The organism is Sphingomonas sp. DBB INV C78 (genome assembly GCF_042693015.1).
Lineage (GTDB): Bacteria > Pseudomonadota > Alphaproteobacteria > Sphingomonadales > Sphingomonadaceae > Sphingomonas_E.
On record NZ_CP170544.1, the window covers coordinates 2,150,231 to 2,176,098 of the forward strand.

The following is a 25,868-nucleotide window of genomic DNA, read 5'->3' on the forward strand; positions in this document are numbered from 1 at the left end:
CCCCAAAGAGTCCCCGGCCGGAAACGGAATCGTCACGCATCGGTAACAGCGCACTGAAAGGTGAAGCCCCCTCAACCAGGGGAGTCCTTTCATGCGCAAATACCTAGCCGCGGCGCTTGCCGCGACCTGCCTCGCCGCACCGGCCCATGCCGTCCAGTTCGTCGGCGCGCTGACCGTTGCCAACGACCATATCTCGTCGACCGACGACCAGCGCTTCGGCGGCTTCGGGTCCGACCTCGTCTACAACGCCAAGGACGGTCTCTATTACGGGATGACGGATCGCGGCCCCGGCGGCGGCCTGCTGAGCTATGCGCCGCGGCTGCAGGTCTTTTCGCTCGACATCACCGCAACGGGCGCGGCTTCCAATTTCCAGCTGGTCGATACGCGCAAGTTCACGCTGGCGGACGGCGTCACCACCTTCAACGGCCAGAATCCCGGCCTGCTGACCGGCGACAAGAGCAATCTGGGCGTGTCGTTCGACCCCGAGGGGCTGACGATCATGCCGAACGGCAACTTCCTGGTCGCCGACGAATATGGCCCGTCCGTCTATGAATTCTCGTCGGCCGGATCGCTGCTCCGCAAGTTCGAGACGCCCGCCAACCTGATCCCCAAGCAGGCCGACGGCACCCCCAATTATGTCGACGGCCGCCCGACCATCGTCGATGGCCGCCAGGACAATCGCGGCTTCGAGGGGCTGACGCTCTCCAACGACGGCACCAAGGCCTATGCGATCCTGCAGGACCCGCTGGTCGACGAAGGCCCCGTCAATGGCGGCGAGGCGCAGGGCCGGCGCGGACGCAACCTGCGCATCGTCGAGTTTGACGTGGCGACCGGCGAGGCGAGCGGCCAGTTCCTGTACCAGTTGGAGGACCGTGCCGACATCAACAACCGCACGCCGGGCGGCGGCGATAATGATTTCTCGGCGACGCAGCAGGGCCGATCGATCGGCGTGTCTTCGATCACCCAGCTTCCCGACGGCCGCTTCGTCGTGATCGAGCGCGACAATCGCGGCTGGGGCGTGGACGACACGGTCAACACCCTGCCCGTCGGCTCCAAGCGCGCTTATGTGATCGACCTTGCCGGCGCGACCGACGTCAGCGACATCTCGCTCGAAGGGCTCGCCACCCTGCCCGCCGGCGTGACGCCGGTTTCCAAGTCGCTGTTCATCGACATCCAGGCACATCTGGCGGCGGCGGGCATTCCGATCGTCGAGAAGATGGAGGGCCTGACCTTCAGCGAATTGCTGGCCGACGGCGGCCGGACAGTGTTCGTCATCAGCGACAATGATTTTTCGGTGACGCAGCTCGAAGGCAGCGCGGTGCAATATGAATATTGCAGCGCCGGTCAGGGCACGCCGGGCGTGCTTCAGACCCTCGGCACCGCCTGCGGCGCGGGAACATCGCTGATTCCGACCTATATCTACAGCTTCAAGCTGTCGCAGGCAGAAGCGGGCGCGCTGGGCTTCTTCGTGCCCGAGCCGGCCACCTGGGCGCAGATGATTGCGGGCTTCGGCCTGGTCGGTGGATCATTGCGACGCAGGAACAAGCTTAACGTGACCAAGATGTCGCACGCTTGATCTTGCCTATTTGAACAAAAAGCGGGAGACGGGGTGGATATGATCGCCCCGTCTTCCTGCGAAGATCGCCTGAGCCGCCTTATAGAGGCGATGGGCCCTATTCCGATTTCGCAATTCATGGCCGAGGCGAACGCCGCCTATTACGCAGCGAAAGACCCGCTGGGCGCGACGGGAGACTTCATAACTGCCCCCGAGATCAGCCAGATGTTCGGCGAACTGATCGGCCTGTGGCTGGCCGATCTGTGGCAGCAAAGCGAGCGCGAGCCGGTCGCCTATGTCGAACTGGGGCCGGGACGCGGCACCTTGGCCGAGGACGCGACCCGCGCGATGCGCGCCGTGGGCCTGACGCCGGCGATCCACTTCGTCGAGACGAGCCCCGCGCTGCGCGCCATCCAGGCGGAACGCTTCCCCAATGCGGCGTGGCATGACGATCTTTCGACCTTGCCGACCAACAAGCCGCTGCTGGTGGTCGCCAATGAGTTTTTTGACGCGCTGCCGATCCGCCAGTTGATCCGCGCGGTGAATGGCTGGCGCGAGCGGATGATCGCGTTCGGCCCCGACGGTTTCGCCCCCGTGGCGGGCGACGTGCCGGTGGACGCGCTGGTGCCGCCGCGGCTGCATGATGCACCACCGGGCAGCATCATCGAAAGCTCACCGGCTTCGGCGGCGATCGCGCGCGATCTCGCCGGGCGGATCGCCGATCAGGGCGGCGCGGCGCTCATCGTCGATTATGGCTATGCCGGCTATGCGGCGGGGGACACGCTGCAGGCCGTCCACGCCCATGCCTATGCCGATCCCTTCGCGCGGCCGGGCACGCGGGATCTGACCGCGCATGTCGACTTCACAGCGCTCGACCATGCGGCGCGGGCCGAAGGGCTGCATGTCCACGGCCCGGTGACGCAGGGCGAATGGCTAGAGCTGCTGGGCATCGGCGCGCGGGCGGCGGCGCTCACCCAGGGCGCGCCCGCACGGGCCGACGAGATCGAGGCGGCACGGCGCCGGCTGACCCATGTCGAGGAGATGGGCGACCTGTTCAAGGTGATGGCCCTCACCGCCCCCGAATGGCCGGAGCCGGCGGGGTTCGACGGGTAAGCAGCCACCCTCACCTCAAACCGTTCGTCCCGAGCGCAGTCGAGGGACGTGCCGCAGGCGGTACGCCAACGTGTCTCGACTTCGCTCGACACGAACGGATGGCTGTTGGGAGATAGATGGGGTCGTGTAAGGAACCGGCATGACCGACACGATCACACCGATCCGCTCCGCCGCTCTGGGCGATACCATCCACGGCTTTCTCGGGCGCCAGGGTGGCGTTTCGACCGGTATCCATGCCGGGCTGAATGTCGGATTGGGATCGGATGATGATCGCGAGGCGATCCGCGAGAATCGCCGGCGGGCGGTGACGGCAGTGGCACCGGGCGCGGCGCTCGTGACGCTGCATCAGGTCCATTCGCCCGATGCGGTGGCGGTGACGGCGCCTTTCCCCGATGATGCGCGGCCCCATGCCGACGCGCTCGTCACCGACCGGCCGCGGCTGCTGCTCGGCATTCTCACTGCCGATTGCGTGCCGGTGTTGTTTGCGGACAAAGCGGCCGGCGTCGTTGGCGCGGCCCATGCCGGGTGGAAGGGCGCAATCCACGGCGTCACCGACGCGACGATTGCGGCGATGGAGAAATTGGGGGCACAGCGCGAGCGGATCACGGCTGCCATCGGACCGTGCATCGCCCGCGCCTCCTATGAGGTCGACGAGGGGTTCTTCCGGAGATTTGCCGAGGCGGCCCCGGAGAATGAGCGTTTCTTCACGGATGGCGTGCGCGCGGGGCATCATCAGTTCGACATCGAAGCCTATGTTACCGCGCGGATCGCGGCGGCGGGCGTCGCGCGGGTCGAGGCGCTGGGGCTCGACACCTATGCCAACGAGGACCGCTTCTACAGCTTCCGCCGTGCCACGCATCGCGGCGAGCCGGGCTATGGCCGGCAGATCTCGCTGATCGGTCTATAGTTCGCGCAGCGCCCGCGCCGGCCTTGCCGCCAGCGCGGGGAGCGAGCCGAGCAGGCCGAGCGCGAGCGTGCCGAAGCCGCCGATCGCCAGGGTAGCACCGACCACCCACCAGTCGGTCGCCCAGTCGAGCTCGAACACGCGGGTGACGACATACCAGCCGGCCCCCGCGCCGAGCAGAGCCGCCAGCAGCGAGAGGATCAGCGCCAGCGCCGCATATTCGATCGCCTGTGCCGCCAGCACCTGGCCCCGCGTCGCGCCGAGCAGCTTGAGCAGCACCGAATCATAGATGCGTGCGCGCCGCGAGGCGGCAATGGCACCGACCAGCACCGCGATCCCGGCTGCGAGCGCGACCGAGGCGGCGGAGCGGACCGCCGTCGAAAGCTGGCCCAGTACGCCAGCGACCTGACCGATCACTTCCTTCACCCGGATCAGCGACACCGATGGGAACTGCCGGGCAATCTCCCGATTGAGCGCGACTTCGCCCTCTGCGGGCATGGCGATCGTCGCCATGTAACTGTGCGGCGCGCCTTCCAGCACGCCGGGCGAATAGACCAGGACGAAGTTGAACCCCATCGTGTCCCACTTGATCTCGCGCAGCGAGGCGATGGTGGCGGGCACTTCAACGCCGAGGACCGAGACGGTGATTTCGTCACCGATTTTCAGGCCGAGGATGCGGGCCGCCTCGACATCGAGCGAGACGAGCGGCGGGCCTTTGTAATCGGCCGGCCACCATTTGCCTTCGACGACGCGGCTGCCTTCGGGCGGGGTGGCGGCATAAGTGAGGCCGCGATCGCCGCGCAGGATCCAGGCGCCCTCGGGCAGTTCCTTGAGATCGGCAACGCGCTTGCCGCCGAAGGAGACGACCGGGCCGCGCAGCGACGGCACGGTGCGCAGTTCGGCACCGGGGACGCGGGTGGTGACGAGGGTGCGGAAGCGGTCGATATCCTCGACCGGAATGTCGAGCGCGAAGAAGCTGGGCGCCTTGGCGGGGACGCTGCTGTCGATCTGGCCCGACAGGTTGGTTTCGATCACCGCGAGCGTCGCGAACAAGGTGAGGCCGAGGCCGAGGGCAACCACAAGCCGGCTGGTCTGCGCGCCGGGCCGGTGCAGATTGGCGATAGCGAGGCGGAGCAGCGGACGACGCGAGCGCGGCAGGCGCGACGCGCCGGTGCGGACGGCCCATCCGAGCACGGTCAGCAACAGCATCAGGCCGGCGACGGCGCCGACGAACATGGCGGCGAAACCCGGATCGCGCGCGGTGCCGATCGCCAGTGCGACGATCGCGGCGAGGGTGAGGATGATCGCGGCAAGGACGCCCTTGGTGGGCCGCGCCGGTGTTTCGACGCCGCCGCGGAACAGCGAGGCGGCGGTGACCGCGCGGGCGCGGGCGAGTGGGGCGAGGACGAACAGCAAGGCGATCAGCAGACCGTAGAGCGCTGCCAATGCCAGCGGCGCGGGATGGAGGGCGAAATGCGGCTGCACCGGGAGAGCATCACCCGCGAGCGTGACGACGACGAGCGGCACGAGGCTTCCCACCGCCAGACCCGCGACAATGCCAATCCCGGCGACCAGACCGATCTGGATCAGATAGGAGAGGAAGATGGTGCGCGACGACGCGCCAAGCGCCTTCAGGGTCGCGATCGCGCCGCGCTTGCCGTCGAGATAGGAGGTCACGCCATTACCGACGCCGATGCCGGCCACTGCCAGCGCCGTCAGGCCGACGAGCATCAGGAACTGGCCGAGCCGGCCGATAAAGCGGCGCGTGCCGGGCGCGGCATTGGTGCGGTCCTGCACCTCCCAGCCGGCGCTGGGGAAGAGATCGGCAAGACGCTTGGCGGCTTCGCCGGCATCCTGCCCTTGCGGCAGCCGGATGCGATAGCGGGTGGTGTAGAGGCTGCCCGGCTGGACAAGGCCGGTGGCGGCGAGGCCATCCATATCGACCATTGCCACGGGGCCGAGGGTGAAGCCCTCCCCTACCCGATCAGGCTCCTCGGCGATCAGGCCGATGACGCGGAGTTCGGCATCGCCCATGCGGATGGCGTCGCCGGGTTTTACGCCCAGCCGTTCGGCGAGCGCGGGCGCGACCGCGACCTCGCGGCCTTTCGGCCGGGGCGACAAAGCGCCGGGGGCGAGGCGGAACTGGCCGTAGAGCGGGTAAGGCGCATCGACGCCCTTCAGTTCGGCGAGCAGCGATTGCGCGCCATCCACGCTGGACGCCATGGCGCGCATGCGGATGGTTTCGGAGACACGGCCGGCTGCGGCGAAGGCGGCGCGTTCCTTATCGTCGGCGGTGCGCTGGACGATCTCCATCTCGACATCGCCGCCTAGGATAGACTGGCCCTGCAGCGCGAGCTCAGAGGTGATGGCGGAGGACAGGCTGCCGACGCCGGCGAGCGCGGCGACACCGAGGAACAGGCAGACGGCGAGCAACCGGAGGCCCGCGAAGCCGCCGCGCAGATCGCGCAGCGCCAGCGTCCAGGCGAGCTTCATGCCTCGCCTTCTCCGTCATCCCCGCGCAGGCGGGGATCCATATTCTCGGACGTCGCGCTTCCAGCCGCGAGGTTGCGTTTATGGATTCCCGCCTTCGCGGGAATGACGGGGGTTTTTGGGGTCATCATCACCCCCGGCTATCCCGCACGATCCGCCCGTCGAGCATCTCGATCACCCGGCCGCAGCGGGCGGCGAGCGCGGGATCGTGGGTGATGACGAGCAAGGTCTCGCCGCTGGCACGCTGGCGATCGAACAAGAGGTCCATGATCGACGCCCCCGTCTTCGCGTCGAGATTGCCGGTCGGCTCGTCGGCGAAGAGGATCGCGGGCGACGGCGCCACGGCGCGGGCGATGGCGACGCGCTGCTGCTCGCCGCCCGAAAGCTGGGCGGGATAATGGCCGGTGCGGTGGCCGAGGCCGACCGCTTCCAGTTCGGTGCGGGCGCGGACGAAGGCGTCACCGTCCCCCGCCAATTCCAGCGGCACGGCGACATTTTCAAGCGCCGTCATCGTCGGCAGCAGATGGAAAGCCTGGAGGATGATGCCGATCCGGCCGCGCCGCGCCTTGGCCAGCGCATCTTCATCCATCATACCGAAATCGGCGCCGGCGACATGGATTTCGCCGCCATCCGCGCGCTCCAGCCCGGAGAGCACCGCCATCAGCGAGGATTTGCCCGATCCCGAGGGGCCGAGCAGCGCTACGGTCTCTCCACTGGCGATATCGAGGTCGATCCCGCGCAGGATTTCGACACGCCCTTCCCCCTTGCCCAGCGCCAGCGTGACATTCCGGGCCTGGATCGCAATATTGTCGGCTGACATAGTGGTGAAAGGTTTCCCTTTGAGGCCAGATCGTTCCGCATATGGCGTGCGCCGGCTGATTGTCCATGCCGCCGCCTTGCTGACATTGTTCGTTACCCTGCCCGCTTATGCTGCCGACAAGCTGGTCGTGGCGTTCGGCGACAGCCTGATGGCGGGGTATCAGTTGAAACCCAGCGAGGGGTTCGCGCCGAAGCTGGAGGCGGCGCTGCGCAAGAGCGGCGTGCCCGCGCGCGTCCACAATGCCGGCGTTTCTGGCGACACCACGGCGCAGGGCAAGGCGCGGCTCGGCTGGGTGCTGAATGCGCTGAAGGCGAAGCCGGACCTGGTGATCGTCGAACTCGGCGCCAACGACATGCTGCGCGGCCTGCCCAATGCGCAGACGCGGACCAATCTCGACGCGATCCTGACCGAGCTCAAACGGCGGAAGATCCCGATCCTGCTGGCGGGGATGCAAGCGTCGCCAAATATGGGCGCGGCCTATACGCGGGAGTTCAACGCCATCTATCCCGCGCTGGCCCGCAAGCACGCTGTTCCGCTATATCCCTTCTTCCTGGCGGGCGTGGCGACCAACCGCGCTTTGCTGCTGAAGGACGGGATGCATCCCAATGCCCGTGGTGTGGACGTGATCGTCCGGGGCATCCTGCCGCAGGTGAGGAAGGGGCTGGGCCGATGACACGCGATCCGCGGGTGGATGCCTATATCGAGCGGAAGGCCGCGTTCGCCCGGCCGATCATGGCCCATCTGCGCAACCGTGTTCACGCAGCCTGCCCGGAGGCGGAGGAAGCGATCAAATGGTCGAGCCCGGCCTTCATGTACAAGGGCCAGATCCTGTGCAGCATGGCCGCGTTCAAGGAACATGCCGCCTTCGGCTTCTGGCGCGGGGCCGAAGTGACGGGAACGCCCGAAGAAAAGAGCGCGATGGGCCAGTTCGGCAAGATCGCCAGCCTCGCCGACCTGCCCGACGATGCCACGCTGGCCGAGCTGATCGGCAAGGCGATGGCGCTGATCGACACGGGCACGAAATCGCCGCGCGTGCTCAAGCATCCCAAACCGCCCGTCGAGCCGCCGGAGGATCTGGTGGCAGCACTTGCCGCCAACCCCGCGGCGCAGACGGTGTTCGACGGCTTCGCGCCCGGCCAGCGCCGCGAATATGTGGAATGGATCGTCGAGGCAAAACGGCCGGAGACGCGGGCGAAGCGACTGGCGCAGGCGGTGGAATGGATCGCCGAGGGCAAGAAGCGCAACTGGAAATATGAGGCCTGCTGAAACGCCTTAAATTCCCTGACACGTCATTCCAGCGCAGGCTGGAATCTCTAGCCTTCTAGCGCCTCCCCTAGAACAAGGAGATCCCAGCCGGCGCTGGGATGACGTTAATTTTGGGGGAAGGGCAAGGCAGAAGCCCCCCTTCCCCGTCGCCCGCACATGGGCGATAGTTGCGCAGCGGCAACGATCGGGCGGAGACGGCGATGCGGGTGGTGCATGATGCGACGGCGATTGCGTTCGACCAGTGGCTGTTCCTGCTGTTCCCGCTGGCGGCCGTCGCGTTGACATTGTGGCTGTGGAAGACAAGCAAGCGGCGGCTCTACTGGAAGCTCGCGGCGGGGCTGGCGGTGTTCCTGGCGCTACTGATGGTCGCGCTGCCGATCGCCGACCACAACCGTGTGCAGGCCCGCGCGCTTAGCGGTGACGTCACCACCGTCGAGGGACCCATCAGCGGCCACAAGCGCTGGACCGAGAGACGATGGGTGGGGTCGTCGCGCGGCGCGGGTGTCGGCAGTTATGACCGCTATGACACGACCACCTACGAATATTTCTATGTGGGGCAGACGCCCTTCACCTTCATCGCCGGCGCTTATCCGAGCCAGGCAAGCTTCACCAACGCGGTCGATCCGCCGGTGGAGATCAAAGACGGGATGTGGGCGAAGGCGAGCTATTTCATCGACGACTGGTATGACAGCGAACGGCGCATCACCCGGCTGGAACTGGGGCCGCCGCGGCCGGGTGCCCCCGGTGGGATGATGCTGGCCGCAGCACCCGCCGGGCCGCCCAAGGTGGATGGGCTGCCGCCCGATTTCGCGGCATTCTGGATCGCCTTTGCCGATGCGATCGCCAAGGAAGATCAGGCGACAGTGAAGGCGCTGACCCAGTTCCCCTTCCAGTTCGGTGGGCATGATCTGGGCGCCGACGAGTTCGACAGCCTGTGGATGAGCATCTTTTCAGTGATGCAGCGGCCGTGCCTGGCGAGCGCCAGGCCAGCGAAGGAGGAGAACCGCTTCACCGTATTCTGTGGGCCATATGGCTATTATTTCGGGAAGACCGCGACGGGGTGGAAACTGGTGGAATTCGGGGCGGACGGGGAGGATATGTAGACCGGCTGCCCGGTGCTTCCCGCCGCCAATCGGTTGGTGTCGAGCGTAGTCGAGACATGCTTGCCGCAAGGGTTTGCCTGGGGCCGTGTCTCGACTTCGCTCGACACAAACGGGATGGGAGGAATTGAAAAGGGGGCCGAAGCCCCCTCCCCTTAACGGCAGCGCACGTCGCCGCGGTCGATCTCGCGGCCGAGCAAAGCGCCCGCACCGCCGCCCAGCAACGTACCGAGCATGCGATCGCCATTGCTATCGAGCATCCGGCCGAGCAGCGCACCGCCCGCGGCGCCGATGATCAGGCCGGTGGTGCCGTCATCGCGCTTGCAATAATAATTGCCGTTGTTCCCGCGATAGACGCGATCGTTGTAAGCAAGACGGCGACCTTCATAACGGCCGTTATTATAGTAACGATCACCTTCCCAGTAACGATTGCGGTCGACATAGCGGCGATCCGACTTCTTGTAGCGCTTGTCGTAATGCTTGCCGCCATGGCGCTCGTCATTCCAGCCGTGGCCCGGATTGCCATTGCGGCCATGATCGCGGTCCGCGAGCGCCGGCGTCATCGGGACGGCGAGAGCGGCGAGCACCGCGGTGATGATGACCTTGCGCATTTATGTTCTCCCTTTCGAAACTTCTGCGACAACGAGGCCATCATGCAGCAGGTTGCATGAACCCATAACTACGTGTCGTTCATGTTCCGTATCGGAAAAACACACGGGAATCCGGGCTTTATGCGGATACCCACGCGGGGCCGTCAGCCGATCATGCCCTGTCGAAGCGGGGCGCGAAGGCACCGACGGCCATGAAGATCGCGCCGAAGGCGACACCGATCAGCAGCAATGCGGACGGCGGCTCGATGATCAAAGCGGCGTCCTTCGGATCGGCGGGGTCATAATAGACCGGCACCACCCGCCCCGCGGGGAAGGCGGCGACGAAATCATCGGCTTCGTAGGAATCGTTGAACGAGGTGTCGTTGGACAGGCGGATCGCCCGCCCGCGATATTCGCGGCCTTCGACCGTGTAGAGATAGCGGATCAGCGGTTCGTACGAGACGCTGCGATCGCCATCCGAATCCGTGCTTTCGTGGGCGTGATAGCTGGAGGCCAGGACGCGGGCCTGCGTCTCCTCCCACGCATCCGACGCCGACAGCCGATACCAGCCATAGCCATACATGCCGCCGGTCAGCCCGGCGATCAGCAACCCGATGCAAAAGAATAAGACCTTCGGCCACATGCGGCAGCCCTCCCCCGATGGAATGCGCGCGAACCCCGGGGCGGAGGATGGCATGGGTGGTGGGGGGAGGCAATGTGGAGCAGCCTCTGCCAATTGACCATGCCGGCATTAGTCCGCATCATTGGCCCATGCAGATCGCCGGCCACCCCCGCATTGCCATCGATCCCGCCATCTGCGGCGGCCGCCCGATCGTGGCCGGCACCCGCGTGCGCGTGACCGATGTGTTGGAAATGCTGGCCGGGGGCGCGAATGAGGCGGAGATCGTGGAAGACTTCCCCTATCTCTCGCCCGAAGATGTGCGTGCCTGTATCGGTTATGCCGCGCAGGCGCTCGACCACCCGGTTGTCCTCGCCGCTGAATGAAGTTTCTCGTCGACGCGCAATTGCCGCCAGCCTTGTGCCGCTGGCTGGAAGCGCGCGGACATGAGGCGGTTCATGTTGTGGATGTCTTGCCCGGGGCCACGCCCGATGCGATCATCGCAGAGCACGCCGAAGCCGCCGGGCTGGTGCTGGTGACGAAAGACGATGATTTCCTCGCACTACGCCTGCCAGACCGGTTCGTACTGCTCTGGTTGCGGTGCGGCAATGCCAGTAATCGGGCGTTGATCGCATGGCTCGAACCGCGCTGGTCCGAAATCGAGAAGCTGTTTGCGGCGGGCGAACGGCTGATCGAAGTGCGATAAGCTCAGGCGTAGTGCCCCACCCTGCCGGGCTTTCGCCCGGCTGTCCCTCTCCCTTTTGGCGCTTATTCCGCCGCGACGCCCGCCCGCGTGAACATGTCGTCGCCGGCGACGTCCTCATTCGCGACGGGGACGTCCTTGGCGGCCTTGCGGCGGTCGAAGGCGTCCCACACTTCGCCCCAATTGCCGCGGGTCGCGGCCTTGGAATATTCGGTGGCGCGGGTTTCGAAGAAGTTGGCGTGCTCGACGCCGTTCAACAGCGGTGCGAGCCAGGGCAGCGGGTGATCGTCGATCATGTAGATCGGCTTGAGGCCGAGCTGGCCGAGGCGCCAATCGGCGATGTAGCGGACATATTTCTTGATGTCCTTGGGCGTCATGCCCGGCACCGGACCCATTTCGAAGACGAGATCGATGAAGGCGTCTTCCAGACGCACCGTCTTCTGGCACTGATCGAGAATGTCGTCGCGCACCGCCGGCGTCAGGCAGTTCCGCTCCTTCACGAAGGCGTGGAACAGGCGGATGATGCCTTCGCAGTGGAGGCTTTCGTCGCGGACCGACCAGGTGACGATCTGGCCCATGCCCTTCATCTTGTTGAAGCGCGGGAAGTTCATCAGCATGGCGAACGACGCGAAGAGCTGGAGCCCTTCGGTGAAGCCGCCGAACATCGCCAAGGTGCGGGCAATATCCTCGTCATTGTCGACGCCGAACTGCGCCAGATAGTCATGCTTGTCCTTCATCTCCTTATATTGGAGGAAGGCCGAATATTCGGTTTCGGGCATGCCGATCGTATCGAGCAGGTGGCTGTAGGCTGCGATATGCACCGTTTCCATGTTGCTGAACGCCGTCAGCATCATCTTCACTTCGGTCGGCTTGAACACGCGGCCATATTTGTCGTGGTAGCAATCCTGCACCTCGACATCGGCTTGCGTGAAGAAGCGGAAGATCTGCGTCAGCAGGTTGCGTTCCGACTGATCGAGCTTCTGCGCCCAATCGCGGCAATCCTCGCCCAGCGGCACTTCTTCCGGCAGCCAGTGGAGCTGCTGCTGGCGCTTCCAATATTCGAACGCCCACGGATATTCGAAGGGCTTGTAGGTGCGGGAGGCCTGGAGGAGAGGCATGGTCTTCTTCCTTCGTCGTCCCGGCGGGCCGGGATCTTGAAACTCTTGTGGCGGCCCGATCCCAGCCTGCACTGGGATGACGCCAGAGAAATCAGCCCGTCAGCTTGGGCAAGTATAGCAGCATCAGCAGCACAATGCCCGAAAGCGTGAGGATGATGCCCTTGGCGCGGGTGGAGCTGACTTCCTTCATCCCCGGAAAATCGGGGTGGCGGCTCTGCTCCTCGAACAGCGGATCGCCGGCGCCGATGCGGCTCTTGATATAGCGCGCATGGCGGGCCGCGTCGCGCAGGCTCCACAGGCCGATGACGATGTTGAACGCCGCGATCGGCACGATCAGTGCCCAGCCGGGAGTGGTCATAATCTCCAATCCCCTCACTGGCAGGCCAGGCATTCGTCATAGTCGGTGGACGAGGCCAGCTCGATCTTCTTGAGATCGGGCGTATTGTCCGCCTCCACCCCGCCGGCGAAGCCCGCGCGCTGGATCGACTTCGAGCGCAGATAATAAAGCGACTTGATGCCCAGTTCCCACGCGCGGAAGTGGAGCATCAGCAGATCCCACTTCTCGACATCGGCGGGGATGAACAGGTTCAAGGACGTCGCCTGGTCGATATAAGGCGTGCGATCCGCGGCCAGCTCGATCAGCCAGCGCTGGTCGATCTCGAAGCTGGTCTTGTAGGTGTCCTTTTCCTCCTGGCTGAGGAAATCGAGATGCTGGACCGATCCGCCCTGTTCGAGGATCGTGTTCCACACATTGTCCGAATCCTTGGACTTTTCCTGCAAGAGCTTCTGCAGATAGGGATTCTTGATCGAGAAGCTGCCGGACAGCGTCTTGTGCGTGTAGATATTCGCCGGGATTGGCTCGATGCAGGCCGAGGTGCCGCCGCAGATGATGCTGATCGACGCGGTCGGCGCGATCGCCATCTTGCAGCTGAAACGCTCCATCACGCCGCGTTCCTCGGCATCGGGGCAGGCGCCGCGTTCGGACGCGAGCAGCATCGACGCCTCATCCGCCTTGGCGCGGATGTGCTTGAACATGCGGAGGTTCCAGCTCTTCGCCATCGCCCCTTCGAACGCGATGTTGCGCGCCTGGAGGAAGCTGTGGAAGCCCATGACGCCGAGGCCGACCGAGCGTTCCCGCATCGCCGAATAACGGGCGCGGGCCATCTCTTCCGGCGCGCGATCGATATAGTCGGTCAGCACATTGTCGAGGAAGCGCATCACATCCTCGACGAACTGCTTGTCGCCGTTCCACTCGTCCCACATTTCGAGGTTGAGCGAAGAGAGGCAGCAGACCGCGGTGCGATCGTTACCGAGATGGTCGCGGCCGGTGGGCAGCGTGATTTCCGAGCAGAGGTTCGAGGTCGAAACCTTGAGGCCGAGTTCGCGGTGATGCTTGGGCATCGCCCGGTTCACCGTGTCGTTGAACACGATATAGGGCTCGCCGGTCGCCAGCCGGGTTTCGACCAGCTTCTGGAACAGAGCGCGGGCATCGACCTTGGCGCGGACGCTGCCGTCCTTGGGCGACTTCAGTTCCCACTCGGAACCGTCGCGCACGGCTTCCATGAAGGCGTCGGTCAGCAGCACGCCATGGTGGAGGTTGAGCGCCTTACGGTTGAAATCGCCCGAGGGTTTGCGGATTTCGAGGAACTCCTCGATCTCCGGGTGCGAGACATCGAGATAGCAGGCGGCCGAACCGCGGCGGAGCGAACCCTGCGAAATCGCGAGCGTCAGCGAATCCATCACGCGGACGAAGGGGATGATGCCCGAGGTCTTGCCGTTGAGGCCGACCGGCTCGCCAATGCCGCGGACATTGCCCCAATAGGTGCCGATGCCGCCGCCGCGCGAGGCGAGCCAGACATTCTCGTTCCAGATCTCGGTGATCGCCTGCAGGCTGTCATCGACCGAGTTCAGGTAGCAGCTGATCGGCAGGCCACGCCCGGTGCCGCCGTTCGACAGCACCGGCGTCGACGGCATGAACCACAGCTTCGAGATATAGTCGTAGAGGCGCTGGGCGTGCGCGGCATCATCGGCATAGGCCGAAGCCACGCGGACGAAGAGATCCTGATAGCTTTCGCCCGGAAGCAGATAGCGGTCCTTCAGCGTCTCCTTGCCGAAATCGGTGAGGAGCGCGTCGCGGCCATGATCGACCTCGACCGGATAGGGCGCCTTGAGCGCGCCCTGGCTGCTCTGGCTGCTGGCGCTGCCCGCCTCAACCTTGTCGGCCTTGGGAGTATCGAGAATTGTCGCCACGTCGTTCGAGCTCGCTTCCGTGTTGCCGCCTGAAAGGTCCATTGTCGCGCGCCCCTGGTCTGTTGGGTTGGAATGGCCGCGGTGGCCAGACGTTCCCAGAATGTTCGACTCGGGGACGAACCCCGAAGGTAGCATGTCAGGGGCCGAAGGGGACCGCGAATATCGCCTTATCCCCGGCTTTCGAAGAGACGCGAACGGCCTTTCCGCAATATAGGGTGCGGCGCGGCGCTAACAATCTCTTGGGCCAGCCCCCTGACATTACCACTATCCATAGTGCCCCATCTGACTCAGGACGCAAGATGCAATTTGACGGGGATAAGTCCACTTAAGGGGTTGACGGCATGGTATCCGAGTCCCGTTTTTTGCGCCCGACCGGGTGCGACGCGTGGACTTTCCTGCATTCCTCTGCGCGCAAGAGAACAGGTTGAGAACATAAAAATTTTTCTGTGGGTGATGCGCAACGGACTCATGCCCCGAATGCACCGTCGACACCCCCTATATGTGGTGTCCGGGATACAGGGAGCCCAATAGCTGCGTCGCCGCGGCGAGCCGCCCGCCCGGCTCCGCGATTTCGCTTCCTGAACACGCCCCCTAGGGGTAGAGTCAACGTCCGCCGTCGACCACGGGCCCTGTGGTTTCGATGCGCCTTCGGCCGGCGGCCAAATTGTTGCTCGCGTGGCGGGCTCGCGAAGCTCGCCCACCGGCACGAGGAGGGCATGCTGATGGTCGCAATCAACCGTAGCACCACCGACACCGCGGTTCCGCACGTCAACAAGATCACCGTCGCCGATCTGCGCTGGGCGCTCGCCGAGGGCTGGGCCGACTTCAAGGAGAAACGCGGCGACATATTGCTCGTCGGCTTCATCTATCCGCTGGTCGGCTTCATTGCCGCCTGGTTCGCGCTCAATGGCGAACTGATGCCGTTGCTGTTCCCGCTGGTCGCCGGCCTGTCGCTGATGGGGCCGACGGTCGCGGTAGGCTTCTACGAGCTGGCGCGGCGGCGCGAACAGGGGCTGGAATCCGACTGGTCGCACTTCTTCGACCCGTGGGCTGGACCGGCCGCCAAGGAATTGCTGCTGGCGACGCTGACGCTGGCGCTGCTGTTCCTGTGCTGGCTGGGCACTGCGTGGCGGCTCTATCAGGGCAGCTTCGGCCAGAGCAGCGGCCTCGACATCACGGCCTTCCTGACGCAGATGTTCAACACCACCGAAGGGTGGCAGCTCATCATCTTCGGCAATCTCGTGGGCCTGGGCTTCGCCATCCTGGCGCTGGCGGCGAGCGTCGTCACCTTCCCGATGCTGGTCGACAAGCCCGTCCATGTCGGCACCGCGATCGCGACATCGTTCAAGGCGAGCGCGCACAATCCGGTCCAGATCGCAATCTGGGGCCTGATCGTCGCCGCATTGCTGGTGATCGGCTGCATCCCGCTGTTCGTGGGCCTTGCCGTGGTGCTGCCGGTGCTCGGTTACGCGACCTGGCACCTCTACACCCGGTTGGTCGAACGGTAGGCGCCTTCCGGCGGGTGAGGGCTTTACCCTTGCCCGCCGCCTGCCCATAGGATACCCCCCTACCCTATGGGACATATCTCCGCCGACAAGGACAGGATCATCGCGCGCGTCCGGCGCATCGCGGGCCAAGTGGCCGCGGTCGAGCGCGCCGTCGCCGCCGACGCGCCGTGCGGCGAGACGCTGCACCTCGTCGCCGCGGTGCGCGGCGCGGTTGCCGGGCTGATGGACGAGATCGCCGAAGAACATCTGCGCACCCATGTCGCCGCGGACGACCTGACCCCCGAGCAACGCCAGCAGGGCGCGGACGAGCTTGCCGCCGTCCTGCGCCGCCATTTCCGCTAGGACCGCTTTTTCCATGCCCGCAGACATTGCCGCACTGACGCATAGCCACGATTTCCTGAGCGCGTCGCACGACGCCAATGCGCGGCGCACGCGCTGGGTTGTGGCGCTGACCGCGGCGATGATGGTGGGTGAGATCGCCGCCGGCTATGCCACGGGATCGATGGCGCTGCTCGCCGACGGCTTCCACATGGCGACGCACGCGGGCGCGCTGGGCGTCGCCGCGATCGCTTATGCCTATGCCCGCCGGCATGCGACCAACCCCCGCTACAGCTTCGGCACGGGCAAGGTGGGGGATCTGGCCGGCTTCGCATCGGCGCTGGTGCTGGGAATCGTCGCGCTGGGGATCGCGGTCGAATCCGTCATCCGCTTGGCCAACCCGACCAACGTGGCATTCGGCGAAGCGACGCTGGTGGCGGTGCTGGGGCTGGCGGTGAATGTCGTGAGCGCGCTGCTATTGGGGCACGGGCATGACCACGGACATCATCATCATGGCCACGGCCACGACAATAATCTCCGCGCGGCCTATCTCCACGTCCTCGCCGACGCGCTGACATCGGTGCTGGCGATCGCCGCGCTGCTGGCCGGGCGTTATCTCGGCTGGATCTGGCTCGATCCGGTGATGGGGATCGTCGGCGCCATCGTCATCGCCCGCTGGTCCTGGTCGCTGGTGCGCGACACCGCGGCCGTATTGCTCGACACCGCCGACCCGCATCTCGTCGACGAAGTGCGCGAGGCGGTGGAGGGACCGGGCGACGCCCGCATCACCGACCTCCACATCTGGCGCGTCGGCCCCGATGCCCACGCCGCGATCGTCAGCGTCGCGGGGTCGGTTCCATGCGATACACTGCGCGCTCGCCTGCGCCCGGTGCATGAACTGGCGCATGTGACGGTCGAGGTGCGCTGAAGCGCCTGCCGCTACGGGATTGCACGCCTTCGGCCTCGGGCGTAGGGACGCCGCGACAGAATAATGTTCGCGTCCGCATCCAGCCTTTGAGGGGCCACATGACCGTCACCATCAAGGAAGCCGATCTGATCGAGAGCGTCGCCGACGCGCTCCAATATATCAGCTATTATCACCCGATGGATTATATCCGCGCGCTGGGCGACGCCTATGAGGCGGAACAGGGCCCGGCAGCGAAGGACGCGATCGCGCAGATCCTGACCAACAGCCGCATGTGTGCCGAAGGGCATCGCCCGATCTGCCAGGACACCGGCATCGTCACCGTCTTCATCAAGTGGGGCCAGCAGTGCATCCTCGACAGCGACAAATCGCTGCAGGACGTGGTCGATGAGGGCGTCCGCCGCGCTTACCTGCACCCCGAAAACCGCCTGCGCGCCTCGATCCTGAAGGACCCCGCGTTCAGCCGCGTCAACACCAAGGACAACACGCCCTGCGTGATGAATGTCGAGATGGTGCCGGGCGCCAAGGTGCATATCGATGTCGCAGCCAAGGGCGGCGGCAGCGAGAACAAGTCCAAGTTCAAGATGCTCAACCCGTCCGACAGCATCGTCGACTGGGTGCTGGAAATGGTGCCGCAGATGGGCGCCGGCTGGTGCCCGCCCGGCATGCTGGGCATCGGCATCGGCGGCACCGCGGAAAAGGCGATGAGCCTCGCCAAGGAATCGCTGATGGGCCATATCGACATGGCGCAGTTGAAGCAGCGCGGGCCTGAGAATGATATCGAGCGGCTGCGCATCGAGATCTTCGACAAGGTCAACGCGCTCGGCATCGGCGCGCAGGGACTGGGCGGGCTTGCCACCATCCTCGACGTCAAGATCATGGATTATCCGACCCACGCGGCATCGAAGCCGGTGGCGATGATCCCGAACTGCGCGGCCACCCGCCACGCGCACTTCACCCTCTACGGTTCGGGGCCGACCTATCTCGATCCGCCGAGCCTGGACGAATGGCCGAACGTGCAGTGGACGCCCAGCAAGGACGCGATCAAGGTCGACCTCGACACGCTGACGCCCGAGGTGGTGGCAAGCTGGCAGCCGGGCGACCGGCTGCTCCTCAACGGCAAGATGCTGACCGGCCGCGACGCCGCGCACAAGCGCATCCAGGACATGCTGGCAAAGGGCGAGGAACTGCCCGTCAGCTTCAAGGGCCGGGTGATCTATTATGTCGGCCCGGTCGATCCGGTGCGTGACGAGGTTGTCGGCCCCGCCGGCCCCACCACCGCGACGCGGATGGACAAGTTCACCGACATGATGCTGGAGCAGACCGGGCTGATCGCGATGGTCGGCAAGGCCGAGCGCGGGCCGGCCGCGGTGGAATCGATCAAGAAGCACAAGGCCGCCTACTTGATGGCGGTCGGCGGAGCGGCTTATCTTGTGGCGCGCGCCATCAAGGGCGCAAAGGTCGTGGGCTTCGAGGATCTCGGCATGGAAGCGATCTACGAGTTCGACGTGCAGGACATGCCGGTGACGGTGGCGGTGGATTCCACCGGCCAGAATGTCCACCACATGGCCCCGCTGGTCTGGCGCGAGAAGATCGCCAGGGAAAAGCTGCTGGAGAACGCATGATGCGTGGCGCCGCGATCCTCTTCGCGGCGCTGATCGCCGCCCCTGCCGCAGCCCCGGCAGCGACCTTCGATCCGGTGGGCGTGAGTGTCGAGGATATCCTCGCCTGCCGGATGGACGCCCGCCACTATAACGGCCTCATTTCCTGGCTGACCGGCCCGGACAATGGCGCCGCCAAGCGCAAATGGACGCGGGTCGAGGGTCGGGACCCGACCGTCGTCGAATATCGCCTGCCCACCCCCGCCAATATCCTCGGCCACACGACCGATCGGATTGCGCTGGCGGGGACGGCAGTCCTCGCGATCTTGCCGGACGTGGCGCCGGCATCCATCGCCGGGGAAGCAGGCATCCAGAACACGACGCCGACCGCGGACCGCTTCCTCGGTGAGCGGGTGATCGACCGGCAGGTGGAGCGCGACGCCGATCTCGGCATGGATATGACCTACAAGAGAGTGCTGATCGTCACCGTGCTGACCCGCTATCCCGGCATGACCTTCGCGGGGTGCAGCTATCGCACCGAAGAAGGGCAGCGATAGGGATGGCACGGCGATGGCTGGTGGCGGTGCTGATTCTGTCGGCTTCCGTACCCGCATTGGCCGAGGACAAGGATTTCGATCCCTCCACGATCCGGCTTGAGGAGGCGATCGCCTGCAAGCTCGACGTGCGGACCTATAATGGCTTCGCCTTCTGGCTGGTCGGATCGGATGATGGTGCGGGCACGCTCGGCTGGAAGAAGATTGAGGGCGGCAATCCGATGCTGGCCGAATATCGGCTGCCGCAGCCGATCAAGGCCTTCGGCACGACGACGGACAGGATCGCGCTTGCCAGCTCCGGCGTATTGGCGGTGCTGCCGGGCCTCCCCGCGGCCGAGGTGGCCAGGGCGTTGAATGTCGAGAATGCGTTTCCGGGCGGAGCGAAATTCCTGGGCGAACGGATCGTCGACGAGAAGGTGGTCGACGATGCCGATCTCGGCATGCGCTTCACTTATATCGTCGCGCATTCGGTGAGCACGGTCGACAGCCATCCCGGTGCGACGCTGGCCGGATGCTGCTATCGCGTCGAGCAGAGCGAGCGGTGAGCGCTGCATGATCCCCGAGATCACGGGACGCGACGCCCGATACCGTTCGCCGCTTTCGCCCGAGGAGTGCGTCGAACGCCTACGCCCGGCGCTGACGCGCAAGGACGAGGTGGATTTCAAGACGAGCGACGCGGAGATGCTCTTCGTCGGCGGGGTCGACAAGCATTCGCTGCAGATCCTCTGCCGCCACCGCGCCAAGCACAAGGACAGCGAGTTCGGCCTGTACGCCCGTATCTTCAAGGATGGATCGGCGACGATGATCCGCGGGCGTTTCCGCGTGCCGACCGCGACCGGCCGCTACATGCTGTTCTGGTTCATCGGCATGGCCGCTTATTCGATCTATATCGGTGTGACGCGCTATGTCGGCCCGCTCGTCCGCATGCTGCTGATGGCGCCACCGCTCGTGATGATAGCGATCGTCGTCGCGCTTTCCTTCGCGCATCGCGGCCGGCTGAAGCGCGATGAAGATGCCATTTCAGCCCTGTTGGCGGAGCGGATCGATGCACGGCGCTATCGCCTGAAAACCCCCAAGGAGCGGCGGCGCAAGCGTTGACGGCTTGTTAGGCATCCGCGCGTATCATCGCCCAATTCAGTGGGGAATATGCCGGATGGAGATCGCACAGACGGTCGTGAAGGCGGCGAAGCTTTCAGGCGACCTTGGGATTCGGACGCTCGACCTGCAGGCGGACATTGCCGCCTTGGCCGACCGCGTGACCGAACAAGCCAATACCGTAGAACAGATCGGCGACGATGCCGATCGGCTGGAGCGCGACCGCGCGACGGTGGCGCTCACCGCGCGCGACGCCAAGGAAAAGGCATCGGCGGCGCGCAGCGTGATCGCCGATTCCAGCGCGCGACTGGATAGTGCCACGGACAATGTCGTCGATCTGATCGAACAGGTCAGCCAGATCCACGCGGGCCTCGGCAGCTTCAACGCCGCGCTGGCGACGGTGGCGAGCGTGACCGAGGCGATCAGCGAGATTGCCGGGCAGACCAACCTGCTCGCGCTCAACGCCACGATCGAAGCCGCCCGCGCAGGCGACGCGGGTCGCGGCTTCGCGGTGGTGGCGAGCGAGGTGAAGAAGCTCGCGCAGGAAACCGCCGCCGCCACGCAGAAGATCAACGAATCGATCGGTGCGTTGACGGTGGAGGCGCATGCGATGCTCGGCCGGATCGGCACCGGCGTCGATATGGCGCGATCAGCGCATGAGGGCACGCAGGAGATCGAAACGCTGGTTTCGAGCCTGTCGACCCTGATGCGCGGGCTTTCCGACAATAGCGACGCGGTGGCGGGCAGCCTGGAATCGATCGTCGGATCGGTGACGGGCATCCGCACCGGCCTCGACGCGCTGAGTGCCACGTCCAGCGCCAATGCGGCGGACCTGGTGCGGCTGCGCGACCGGCTGAGCCATGTCAGCGACGACACCAACGTCCTGCTCCAGCATTTCGCCGAGACCGAGATCGAGATACCCGACAGCCCCTATGTCCGCTTCGGCCTTGATGCGGCGAAGGCGATCGGCGCGGCGCTGGAGGCGGATATCGCCGCCGGTCGGATCACGATCGATAAGGTGCTGTCGGATCATTACGAGCCGATCCCCGGCACCGACCCCGCCCAATATGACCACCCGGCAACCGCGCTGATCGTCGCCGCGGCACGGCCCTATCAGGAAAAGGCGCGGGGCTTCCCGGGCTTCTTCGGCATGTCGCTGACCGATCGCAACACGTTCGGCGCGGTGCAGATGCCCGAACGATCACAGCCGCGCCGCGACGATCCCATCTGGAACGCCGAGTTCAGCCGTCATCAGGTGTTCTTCGATTATGAGGATCAGCGCATCCAGTGCCGGATGACCCAACCCTTCTGGCTGAAGGCCTATCGCCGGCCGGTGGCGGGCGGCGGCGTGATGCTGCTGAAGCAGGTGATCGCGTCGATCCACGTGGGCGGCAAGCATTGGGGCATATTGCAGCTTGCCTATGAGGATCAGGGCTGAAACTGCCATCGCTCCCATAACGTCATCCCAGCGAAAGCTGGGATCGCTCGCGGCTTTCGCAGCACTTTAACCGCCTGAGATCCCAGCTTTCGCTGGGATGACGGGCATGTTTAGCGCCGCCGGGCGAGATTTTCCTCCGCGGCCGTGAAGGCGGATGCCTTGCCGGGGTCGCTGTCGGGAATGCCGGTCGCGAAGAAGGCGACGCCCGTGCCGGCTGCGCGATCGATCCACAGGCCAGAGCGCAGGCCATATGCCTCGCCGGCATGTCCGAAGCGCGCCCGGCCATCGCCGAAAAGATCGTCGCGGCAGCGGGATTGCGCGGTCGGCAGCGTCTGCATGGCAAGGCCATAGGTGCAGTAGAAACCCTTGTCCGTCTGGCCGTTGGCGCCGTCGAAGCGCCATTCCGGGCCAGTGATGGTCGCCACCGACGCCGGCGACAGCAGCCGGACGTCATCCAGCGCGCCATCATTGAGCAGCAGCCGGCCGATGCGGGCGAGATCGCGGGCCGAGATGCGCAGGCCCCCCTGCGGCGAGAAAAGCGCGCCATTCTCCGCCGCCTTCCACCGCGTCAGATCGCAGCTACCGTCGGCGGCCGGGACCACCGGACATTCGGGCCGCCTGCCGCCGAGATCGTCGCGGACGGGTTTGCCCTCCCCATCATAGAGGGCGACCGCGCGGGCAAGGGCAGCGTCACTGCAGCCGGGCCAGTTGTAGCAGGCGTCGAGCTTCAAGGGTTCGAGCACCAGTCGCGTCATAAGCCGATCGAAGCGATCGCCGGTCGCCGCTTCCATCACGCTGGCGATGACGGGGAAGTTGAGGTTGGTGTAGCGAAAGAAGGCGCCGGGCGCGTGTTCGGCATCCCACGCCTTCGGATCGGCCAGCGTATGGGCAATGCGCGCGCCGAGCGGGATCGCATAATCGACATTGTCGGTCAGGCTGCTGCGGTGGGACAACAGCAGGCGGAGCGTGACGGGCGTATCGGGGAAAGCGGGGTTGCGGACGCTATAGCCCAGCCGATCGGAGATATCGGCGTCGAGATCGAGCCTGCCCTCCTCCACCAGCCGCATCACGCCGATCGCGACCACCAGCTTGGAAATGGAGGCGATGCGGACGGGATCGTCGGCGGTGGCGGGACGAGCGCCTGCGACATCGGCCTGCCCCGCGGCCCAGACCCTGGTTTCGCCCGCGCGATCGAAATCGACGCGGACCTGGGCGATGGGGTGATGGGTGGTGCAGGCGGTGAGAACCGGCAGGACGAACAGCAGGAGACGGCACACCCGGCCCCCTACCCGCCCGTCCTGCCGCATCGGGTTCAGCGGTACGTCACCTTCTTCACCGCCTCGATCACGTCATCGACGTCGACCAGCGCCAGCTTTTCGAGATTGGCCGCATAAGGCAGCGGTACATCCTTGTTGGTGACGCGCAGCACCGGGGCGTCGAGATCGTCGAAGCCGTCCTCCATGGCGATCGCCGCAATCTCCGAGGAGATCGAGCAGGTCGGCCAGCCTTCTTCGACCACGACGATGCGGTTGGTCTTGGCGAGCGACTTCAGCACGGTTTCCTTGTCGAGCGGGCGCAGCGTGCGCAGGTCGATCACCTCGGCATCGATCCCCTCGGCGGCGAGCTTTTCGGCCGCGTCAGTCGCGATGCCGACGCCGATCGAATAGCTGACGAGCGTCACGTCCTTGCCCTCGCGCACGATCCGCGCCTTGCCGATCGGCAGGACATAATCGTCAAGCTTGGGCACGTCGAAGCTGTGGCCGTAGAGCAATTCGTTTTCGAGGAAGACCACGGGATCGGGGCAGCGGATCGCCGCCTTCAACAGGCCCTTGGCGTCGGCTGCGCTGTAGGGCGCGATCACGATCAGGCCGGGAACGGCAGCATACCAGGGGCCGTAATTCTGGCTGTGCTGCGCGCCGACGCGGCTGGCCGCGCCATTGGGGCCGCGGAACACGATCGGGCAGCGCATCTGGCCGCCCGACATGTAATTGGTCTTGGCCGCCGAGTTGATGACATGATCGATCGCCTGCATGGCGAAGTTGAAGGTCATGAACTCGATGATCGGACGCAGGCCGCCCATCGCAGCCCCCGTGCCGACGCCGGCAAAACCATATTCGGTGATCGGCGTGTCGATGACGCGCTTGTCGCCAAACTCGTCGAGCAGGCCCTGGGTGACCTTGTAGGCGCCCTGATATTGCGCGACCTCCTCGCCCATCACGAAGACGCGGTCGTCGGCGCGCATTTCCTCGGCCATCGCATCGCGCAGTGCTTCGCGCACCGTGGTCTTCACCATTTCGGTGCCGGCGGGGATGTCGGGATCGGCAACTGCGGCGCGGGCGGGCGGCGCGACGAGTTGCTGCGTGCCGCTCTCGGCCTTCTTCGGCGCTTCCTCAGTTTCCTTCGGAGCTTCGGCCTTCACCTCAGCCTTGGGAGCAGGAGCGGCCTCGACGGCGGAGGCATCCTCGCCCTCCCCGGCAATGAGCGCGATCACCGCACCCACCTTTACGCCTTCGCTGCCTTCGGGGATGACGATCTTCGCGATCGTGCCCTCATCGACGGCCTCGAACTCCATCGTCGCCTTGTCGGTCTCGATCTCGGCGAGGATGTCGCCGGACTTCACGGCGTCCCCTTCCTTGACGAGCCATTTCGAAAGCGTGCCTTCCTCCATCGTCGGGGAAAGCGCGGGCATCTTGAGTTCAATGGCCATCAATACTGCCCCACCAGCACATCGGTATAAAGTTCGGGAAGATCGGGCTCGGGCGCTTCCTCGGCGAAATCGGCGGCATCCTGCACGGTCTTGCGGATGTCCTTTTCGAGCTGCTTCAGCTCATCCTCGCTGACGCCGGCGGCCTCCAGCTCCTTCTTGAGATGCTCGATCGGATCGGACTTGTCGCGAACCGCCTGAACCTCCTCGCGCGACCGGTATTTCGCCGGATCGGACATGGAGTGACCGCGATAGCGATAGGTCTTGAGCTCGAGCAGGATCGGCCCCTTGCCGGCGCGGACCCAGGCGACCGCTTCCTCGGCCGCACCACGGACCGCCAGCACGTCCATGCCGTCGACCTGGAGGCCGGGGATGCGGAAGCTTTCGCCACGGCGGTAGAGCTGGTCTTCGGACGATGCGCGGTTGACCGAGGTGCCCATGGCATACTGGTTGTTCTCGATCACGAAGATGATCGGGAGCTTCCACAGCTCCGCCATGTTGAACGATTCATACACCTGCCCCTGATTGGCCGCGCCGTCGCCGAAATAGGCCATCGCGACGCCGCCATCGCCGGCATATTTGTGCTTGAATGCGAGGCCGGTGCCGAGCGAGACCTGCGCGCCGACGATGCCGTGGCCGCCATAGAATTTATGCTCGACCGAGAACATGTGCATCGAGCCGCCCTTGCCGCGCGAGATGCCGGCTTCGCGGCCGGTCAGTTCGGCCATGATGACCTTGGGGTCGATACCGTAAGCGAGCATGTGGCCATGATCGCGATAGCCGGTGATGACGCTGTCCTTGCCCACTTCCAGCGCGGACTGGAGGCCGACGGCGACCGCTTCCTGGCCGATATAGAGGTGGCAGAAGCCGCCGATCAGGCCGAGACCGTAAAGCTGTCCAGCCTTTTCTTCGAACCGGCGGATCAGCAGCATCTGGCTGTAGAAGTCGAGCATCTCCTGCTTCGACGCCGTGTAGCGAACCGGCTCGGCCGGCCGCTCGCGGTTGGATGCGGGGGCGGCGGGCGCCGCTGCCTTCCGGGCGGCCGCTGCGGGCGCTTTCCGGGTTCGCGGCTGTGCTGCTTTGGCCAAGCTGGAACGCTCCTGTGGAGAATGCGGATGTTGCGAGGGTCTATAGGCCGCGGGCATCCGATTCCGCAACGCCGGAGCGATGGTCATCCTTCCGCTTGTTCATTCGGCG

The 25,868-nt window shown here is 65.4% G+C and carries 25 protein-coding genes and 2 pseudogenes; 17 read left to right on the plus strand and 10 right to left on the minus strand.

The window, feature by feature from the left end; translation table 11 throughout:
* Positions 1-91: 91 nt before the first annotated feature.
* The 4 genes and pseudogenes from ACFB49_RS10270 to pgeF all read left to right on the plus strand — a co-directional run.
* Positions 92-1,279, plus strand: a pseudogene (locus ACFB49_RS10270) (esterase-like activity of phytase family protein); the annotation flags it as partial.
* 189 nt (positions 1,280-1,468) lie between these two features.
* Positions 1,469-1,576, plus strand: a pseudogene (locus tag ACFB49_RS10275) (PEPxxWA-CTERM sorting domain-containing protein); the annotation flags it as partial.
* A gap of 39 nt (positions 1,577-1,615) precedes the next feature.
* Positions 1,616-2,668: a class I SAM-dependent methyltransferase gene (locus tag ACFB49_RS10280; protein WP_380879923.1), complete on the plus strand. Its 1,053-nt coding sequence runs from the start codon at positions 1,616-1,618 to the stop codon at positions 2,666-2,668.
* 139 nt (positions 2,669-2,807) lie between these two features.
* Positions 2,808-3,575, plus strand: coding sequence for a peptidoglycan editing factor PgeF (gene pgeF, locus ACFB49_RS10285; RefSeq protein ID WP_380879105.1), 768 nt, complete (start codon positions 2,808-2,810; stop codon positions 3,573-3,575).
* Here the strand turns inward: pgeF and ACFB49_RS10290 are convergent.
* Positions 3,570-6,065, minus strand: coding sequence for an ABC transporter permease (locus tag ACFB49_RS10290; RefSeq protein ID WP_380879106.1), 2,496 nt, complete (start codon positions 6,063-6,065; stop codon positions 3,570-3,572). The two genes, pgeF and ACFB49_RS10290, sit on opposite strands and share 6 nt — an antisense overlap.
* A 127-nt stretch (positions 6,066-6,192) precedes the next feature.
* Positions 6,193-6,882, minus strand: coding sequence for an ABC transporter ATP-binding protein (locus ACFB49_RS10295; RefSeq protein ID WP_380879107.1), 690 nt, complete (start codon positions 6,880-6,882; stop codon positions 6,193-6,195).
* A gap of 46 nt (positions 6,883-6,928) precedes the next feature.
* Between ACFB49_RS10295 and ACFB49_RS10300 the strand changes: the two genes are divergently transcribed.
* The 3 genes from ACFB49_RS10300 to ACFB49_RS10310 all read left to right on the plus strand — a co-directional run bounded on the left by ACFB49_RS10300 (position 6,929) and on the right by ACFB49_RS10310 (position 9,251).
* On the plus strand, positions 6,929-7,555 hold the full coding sequence (locus ACFB49_RS10300; RefSeq protein ID WP_380879108.1) for an arylesterase: 627 nt from the start codon (positions 6,929-6,931) through the stop codon (positions 7,553-7,555).
* Entirely contained in the window at positions 7,552-8,148 is a 597-nt protein-coding gene (locus ACFB49_RS10305) for a YdeI family protein (protein WP_380879109.1), read from the plus strand. Before ACFB49_RS10300 ends, ACFB49_RS10305 begins: the two co-directional genes overlap by 4 nt.
* Before the next feature lie 167 nt (positions 8,149-8,315).
* On the plus strand, positions 8,316-9,251 hold the full coding sequence (locus tag ACFB49_RS10310) for a hypothetical protein (RefSeq protein ID WP_380879111.1): 936 nt from the start codon (positions 8,316-8,318) through the stop codon (positions 9,249-9,251).
* Between the two features lie 152 nt (positions 9,252-9,403).
* On the opposite strand, the gene ACFB49_RS10315 is transcribed toward ACFB49_RS10310, so the two are convergent.
* Positions 9,404-9,859, minus strand: coding sequence for a glycine zipper 2TM domain-containing protein (locus tag ACFB49_RS10315; RefSeq protein ID WP_380879113.1), 456 nt, complete (start codon positions 9,857-9,859; stop codon positions 9,404-9,406).
* Between the two features lie 151 nt (positions 9,860-10,010).
* Positions 10,011-10,481 (minus strand): DUF3592 domain-containing protein, encoded by a 471-nt coding sequence (locus ACFB49_RS10320; RefSeq protein ID WP_380879115.1) that lies wholly within the window; start codon positions 10,479-10,481, stop codon positions 10,011-10,013.
* A 47-nt stretch (positions 10,482-10,528) separates the two neighbouring features.
* Between ACFB49_RS10320 and ACFB49_RS10325 the strand changes: the two genes are divergently transcribed.
* Together ACFB49_RS10325 and ACFB49_RS10330 are read left to right on the plus strand one after the other, a co-directional pair.
* Positions 10,529-10,843: a DUF433 domain-containing protein gene (locus tag ACFB49_RS10325; RefSeq protein WP_380879116.1), complete on the plus strand. Its 315-nt coding sequence runs from the start codon at positions 10,529-10,531 to the stop codon at positions 10,841-10,843.
* Positions 10,840-11,163 (plus strand): DUF5615 family PIN-like protein, encoded by a 324-nt coding sequence (locus tag ACFB49_RS10330; protein ID WP_380879118.1) that lies wholly within the window; start codon positions 10,840-10,842, stop codon positions 11,161-11,163. Before ACFB49_RS10325 ends, ACFB49_RS10330 begins: the two co-directional genes overlap by 4 nt.
* A 62-nt stretch (positions 11,164-11,225) precedes the next feature.
* Here the strand turns inward: ACFB49_RS10330 and ACFB49_RS10335 are convergent, their stop codons facing one another.
* From ACFB49_RS10335 to ACFB49_RS10345, 3 genes are all read right to left on the minus strand, one after another.
* Complete coding sequence (locus ACFB49_RS10335; protein WP_380879120.1) at positions 11,226-12,278, minus strand: ribonucleotide-diphosphate reductase subunit beta; 1,053 nt, start codon at positions 12,276-12,278, stop codon at positions 11,226-11,228.
* A 91-nt stretch (positions 12,279-12,369) separates the two neighbouring features.
* A complete protein-coding gene (locus ACFB49_RS10340; protein ID WP_380879122.1) occupies positions 12,370-12,636 on the minus strand; it encodes a hypothetical protein in 267 nt (88 codons plus the stop codon).
* 14 nt (positions 12,637-12,650) lie between these two features.
* Complete coding sequence (locus ACFB49_RS10345) at positions 12,651-14,570, minus strand: ribonucleoside-diphosphate reductase subunit alpha (RefSeq protein WP_380879124.1); 1,920 nt, start codon at positions 14,568-14,570, stop codon at positions 12,651-12,653.
* A 674-nt stretch (positions 14,571-15,244) separates the two neighbouring features.
* On the opposite strand from ACFB49_RS10345, the gene ACFB49_RS10350 reads away from it, so the two are divergent.
* The 8 genes from ACFB49_RS10350 to ACFB49_RS10385 all read left to right on the plus strand — a co-directional run bounded on the left by ACFB49_RS10350 (position 15,245) and on the right by ACFB49_RS10385 (position 21,967).
* Positions 15,245-16,036 (plus strand): DUF2189 domain-containing protein, encoded by a 792-nt coding sequence (locus tag ACFB49_RS10350; protein WP_380879126.1) that lies wholly within the window; start codon positions 15,245-15,247, stop codon positions 16,034-16,036.
* A gap of 66 nt (positions 16,037-16,102) precedes the next feature.
* Positions 16,103-16,378 carry a metal/formaldehyde-sensitive transcriptional repressor gene (locus ACFB49_RS10355; protein ID WP_380879128.1) on the plus strand — a complete coding sequence of 92 codons (276 nt, stop codon included), beginning with the start codon at positions 16,103-16,105 and terminating at the stop codon, positions 16,376-16,378.
* Positions 16,379-16,391: 13 nt separating this feature from the next.
* Positions 16,392-17,282 carry a CDF family Co(II)/Ni(II) efflux transporter DmeF gene (gene dmeF / locus ACFB49_RS10360; RefSeq protein ID WP_380879130.1) on the plus strand — a complete coding sequence of 297 codons (891 nt, stop codon included), beginning with the start codon at positions 16,392-16,394 and terminating at the stop codon, positions 17,280-17,282.
* Positions 17,283-17,380: 98 nt separating this feature from the next.
* A complete protein-coding gene (locus ACFB49_RS10365; protein WP_380879132.1) occupies positions 17,381-18,904 on the plus strand; it encodes a fumarate hydratase in 1,524 nt (507 codons plus the stop codon).
* Complete coding sequence (locus tag ACFB49_RS10370) at positions 18,901-19,437, plus strand: hypothetical protein (RefSeq protein WP_380879134.1); 537 nt, start codon at positions 18,901-18,903, stop codon at positions 19,435-19,437. Before ACFB49_RS10365 ends, ACFB49_RS10370 begins: the two co-directional genes overlap by 4 nt.
* Positions 19,438-19,457: 20 nt before the next feature.
* Entirely contained in the window at positions 19,458-19,979 is a 522-nt protein-coding gene (locus ACFB49_RS10375; RefSeq protein ID WP_380879136.1) for a hypothetical protein, read from the plus strand.
* A gap of 7 nt (positions 19,980-19,986) precedes the next feature.
* Complete coding sequence (locus tag ACFB49_RS10380; protein WP_380879138.1) at positions 19,987-20,532, plus strand: hypothetical protein; 546 nt, start codon at positions 19,987-19,989, stop codon at positions 20,530-20,532.
* A 55-nt stretch (positions 20,533-20,587) separates the two neighbouring features.
* Complete coding sequence (locus ACFB49_RS10385) at positions 20,588-21,967, plus strand: methyl-accepting chemotaxis protein (protein WP_380879140.1); 1,380 nt, start codon at positions 20,588-20,590, stop codon at positions 21,965-21,967.
* A 110-nt stretch (positions 21,968-22,077) separates the two neighbouring features.
* Here the strand turns inward: ACFB49_RS10385 and ACFB49_RS10390 are convergent, their stop codons facing one another.
* Genes ACFB49_RS10390 through pdhA form a run of 3 tightly spaced genes read right to left on the minus strand, consistent with a single transcriptional unit; the run spans position 22,078 to position 25,759 of the window.
* Entirely contained in the window at positions 22,078-23,244 is a 1,167-nt protein-coding gene (locus tag ACFB49_RS10390) for a serine hydrolase domain-containing protein (protein ID WP_380879142.1), read from the minus strand.
* Positions 23,245-23,279: 35 nt separating this feature from the next.
* Entirely contained in the window at positions 23,280-24,674 is a 1,395-nt protein-coding gene (locus ACFB49_RS10395) for a pyruvate dehydrogenase complex E1 component subunit beta (RefSeq protein ID WP_380879144.1), read from the minus strand.
* Positions 24,674-25,759 carry a pyruvate dehydrogenase (acetyl-transferring) E1 component subunit alpha gene (pdhA, locus tag ACFB49_RS10400; RefSeq protein WP_380879146.1) on the minus strand — a complete coding sequence of 362 codons (1,086 nt, stop codon included), beginning with the start codon at positions 25,757-25,759 and terminating at the stop codon, positions 24,674-24,676. Before pdhA ends, ACFB49_RS10395 begins: the two co-directional genes overlap by 1 nt.
* Positions 25,760-25,868 lie beyond the last annotated feature (109 nt).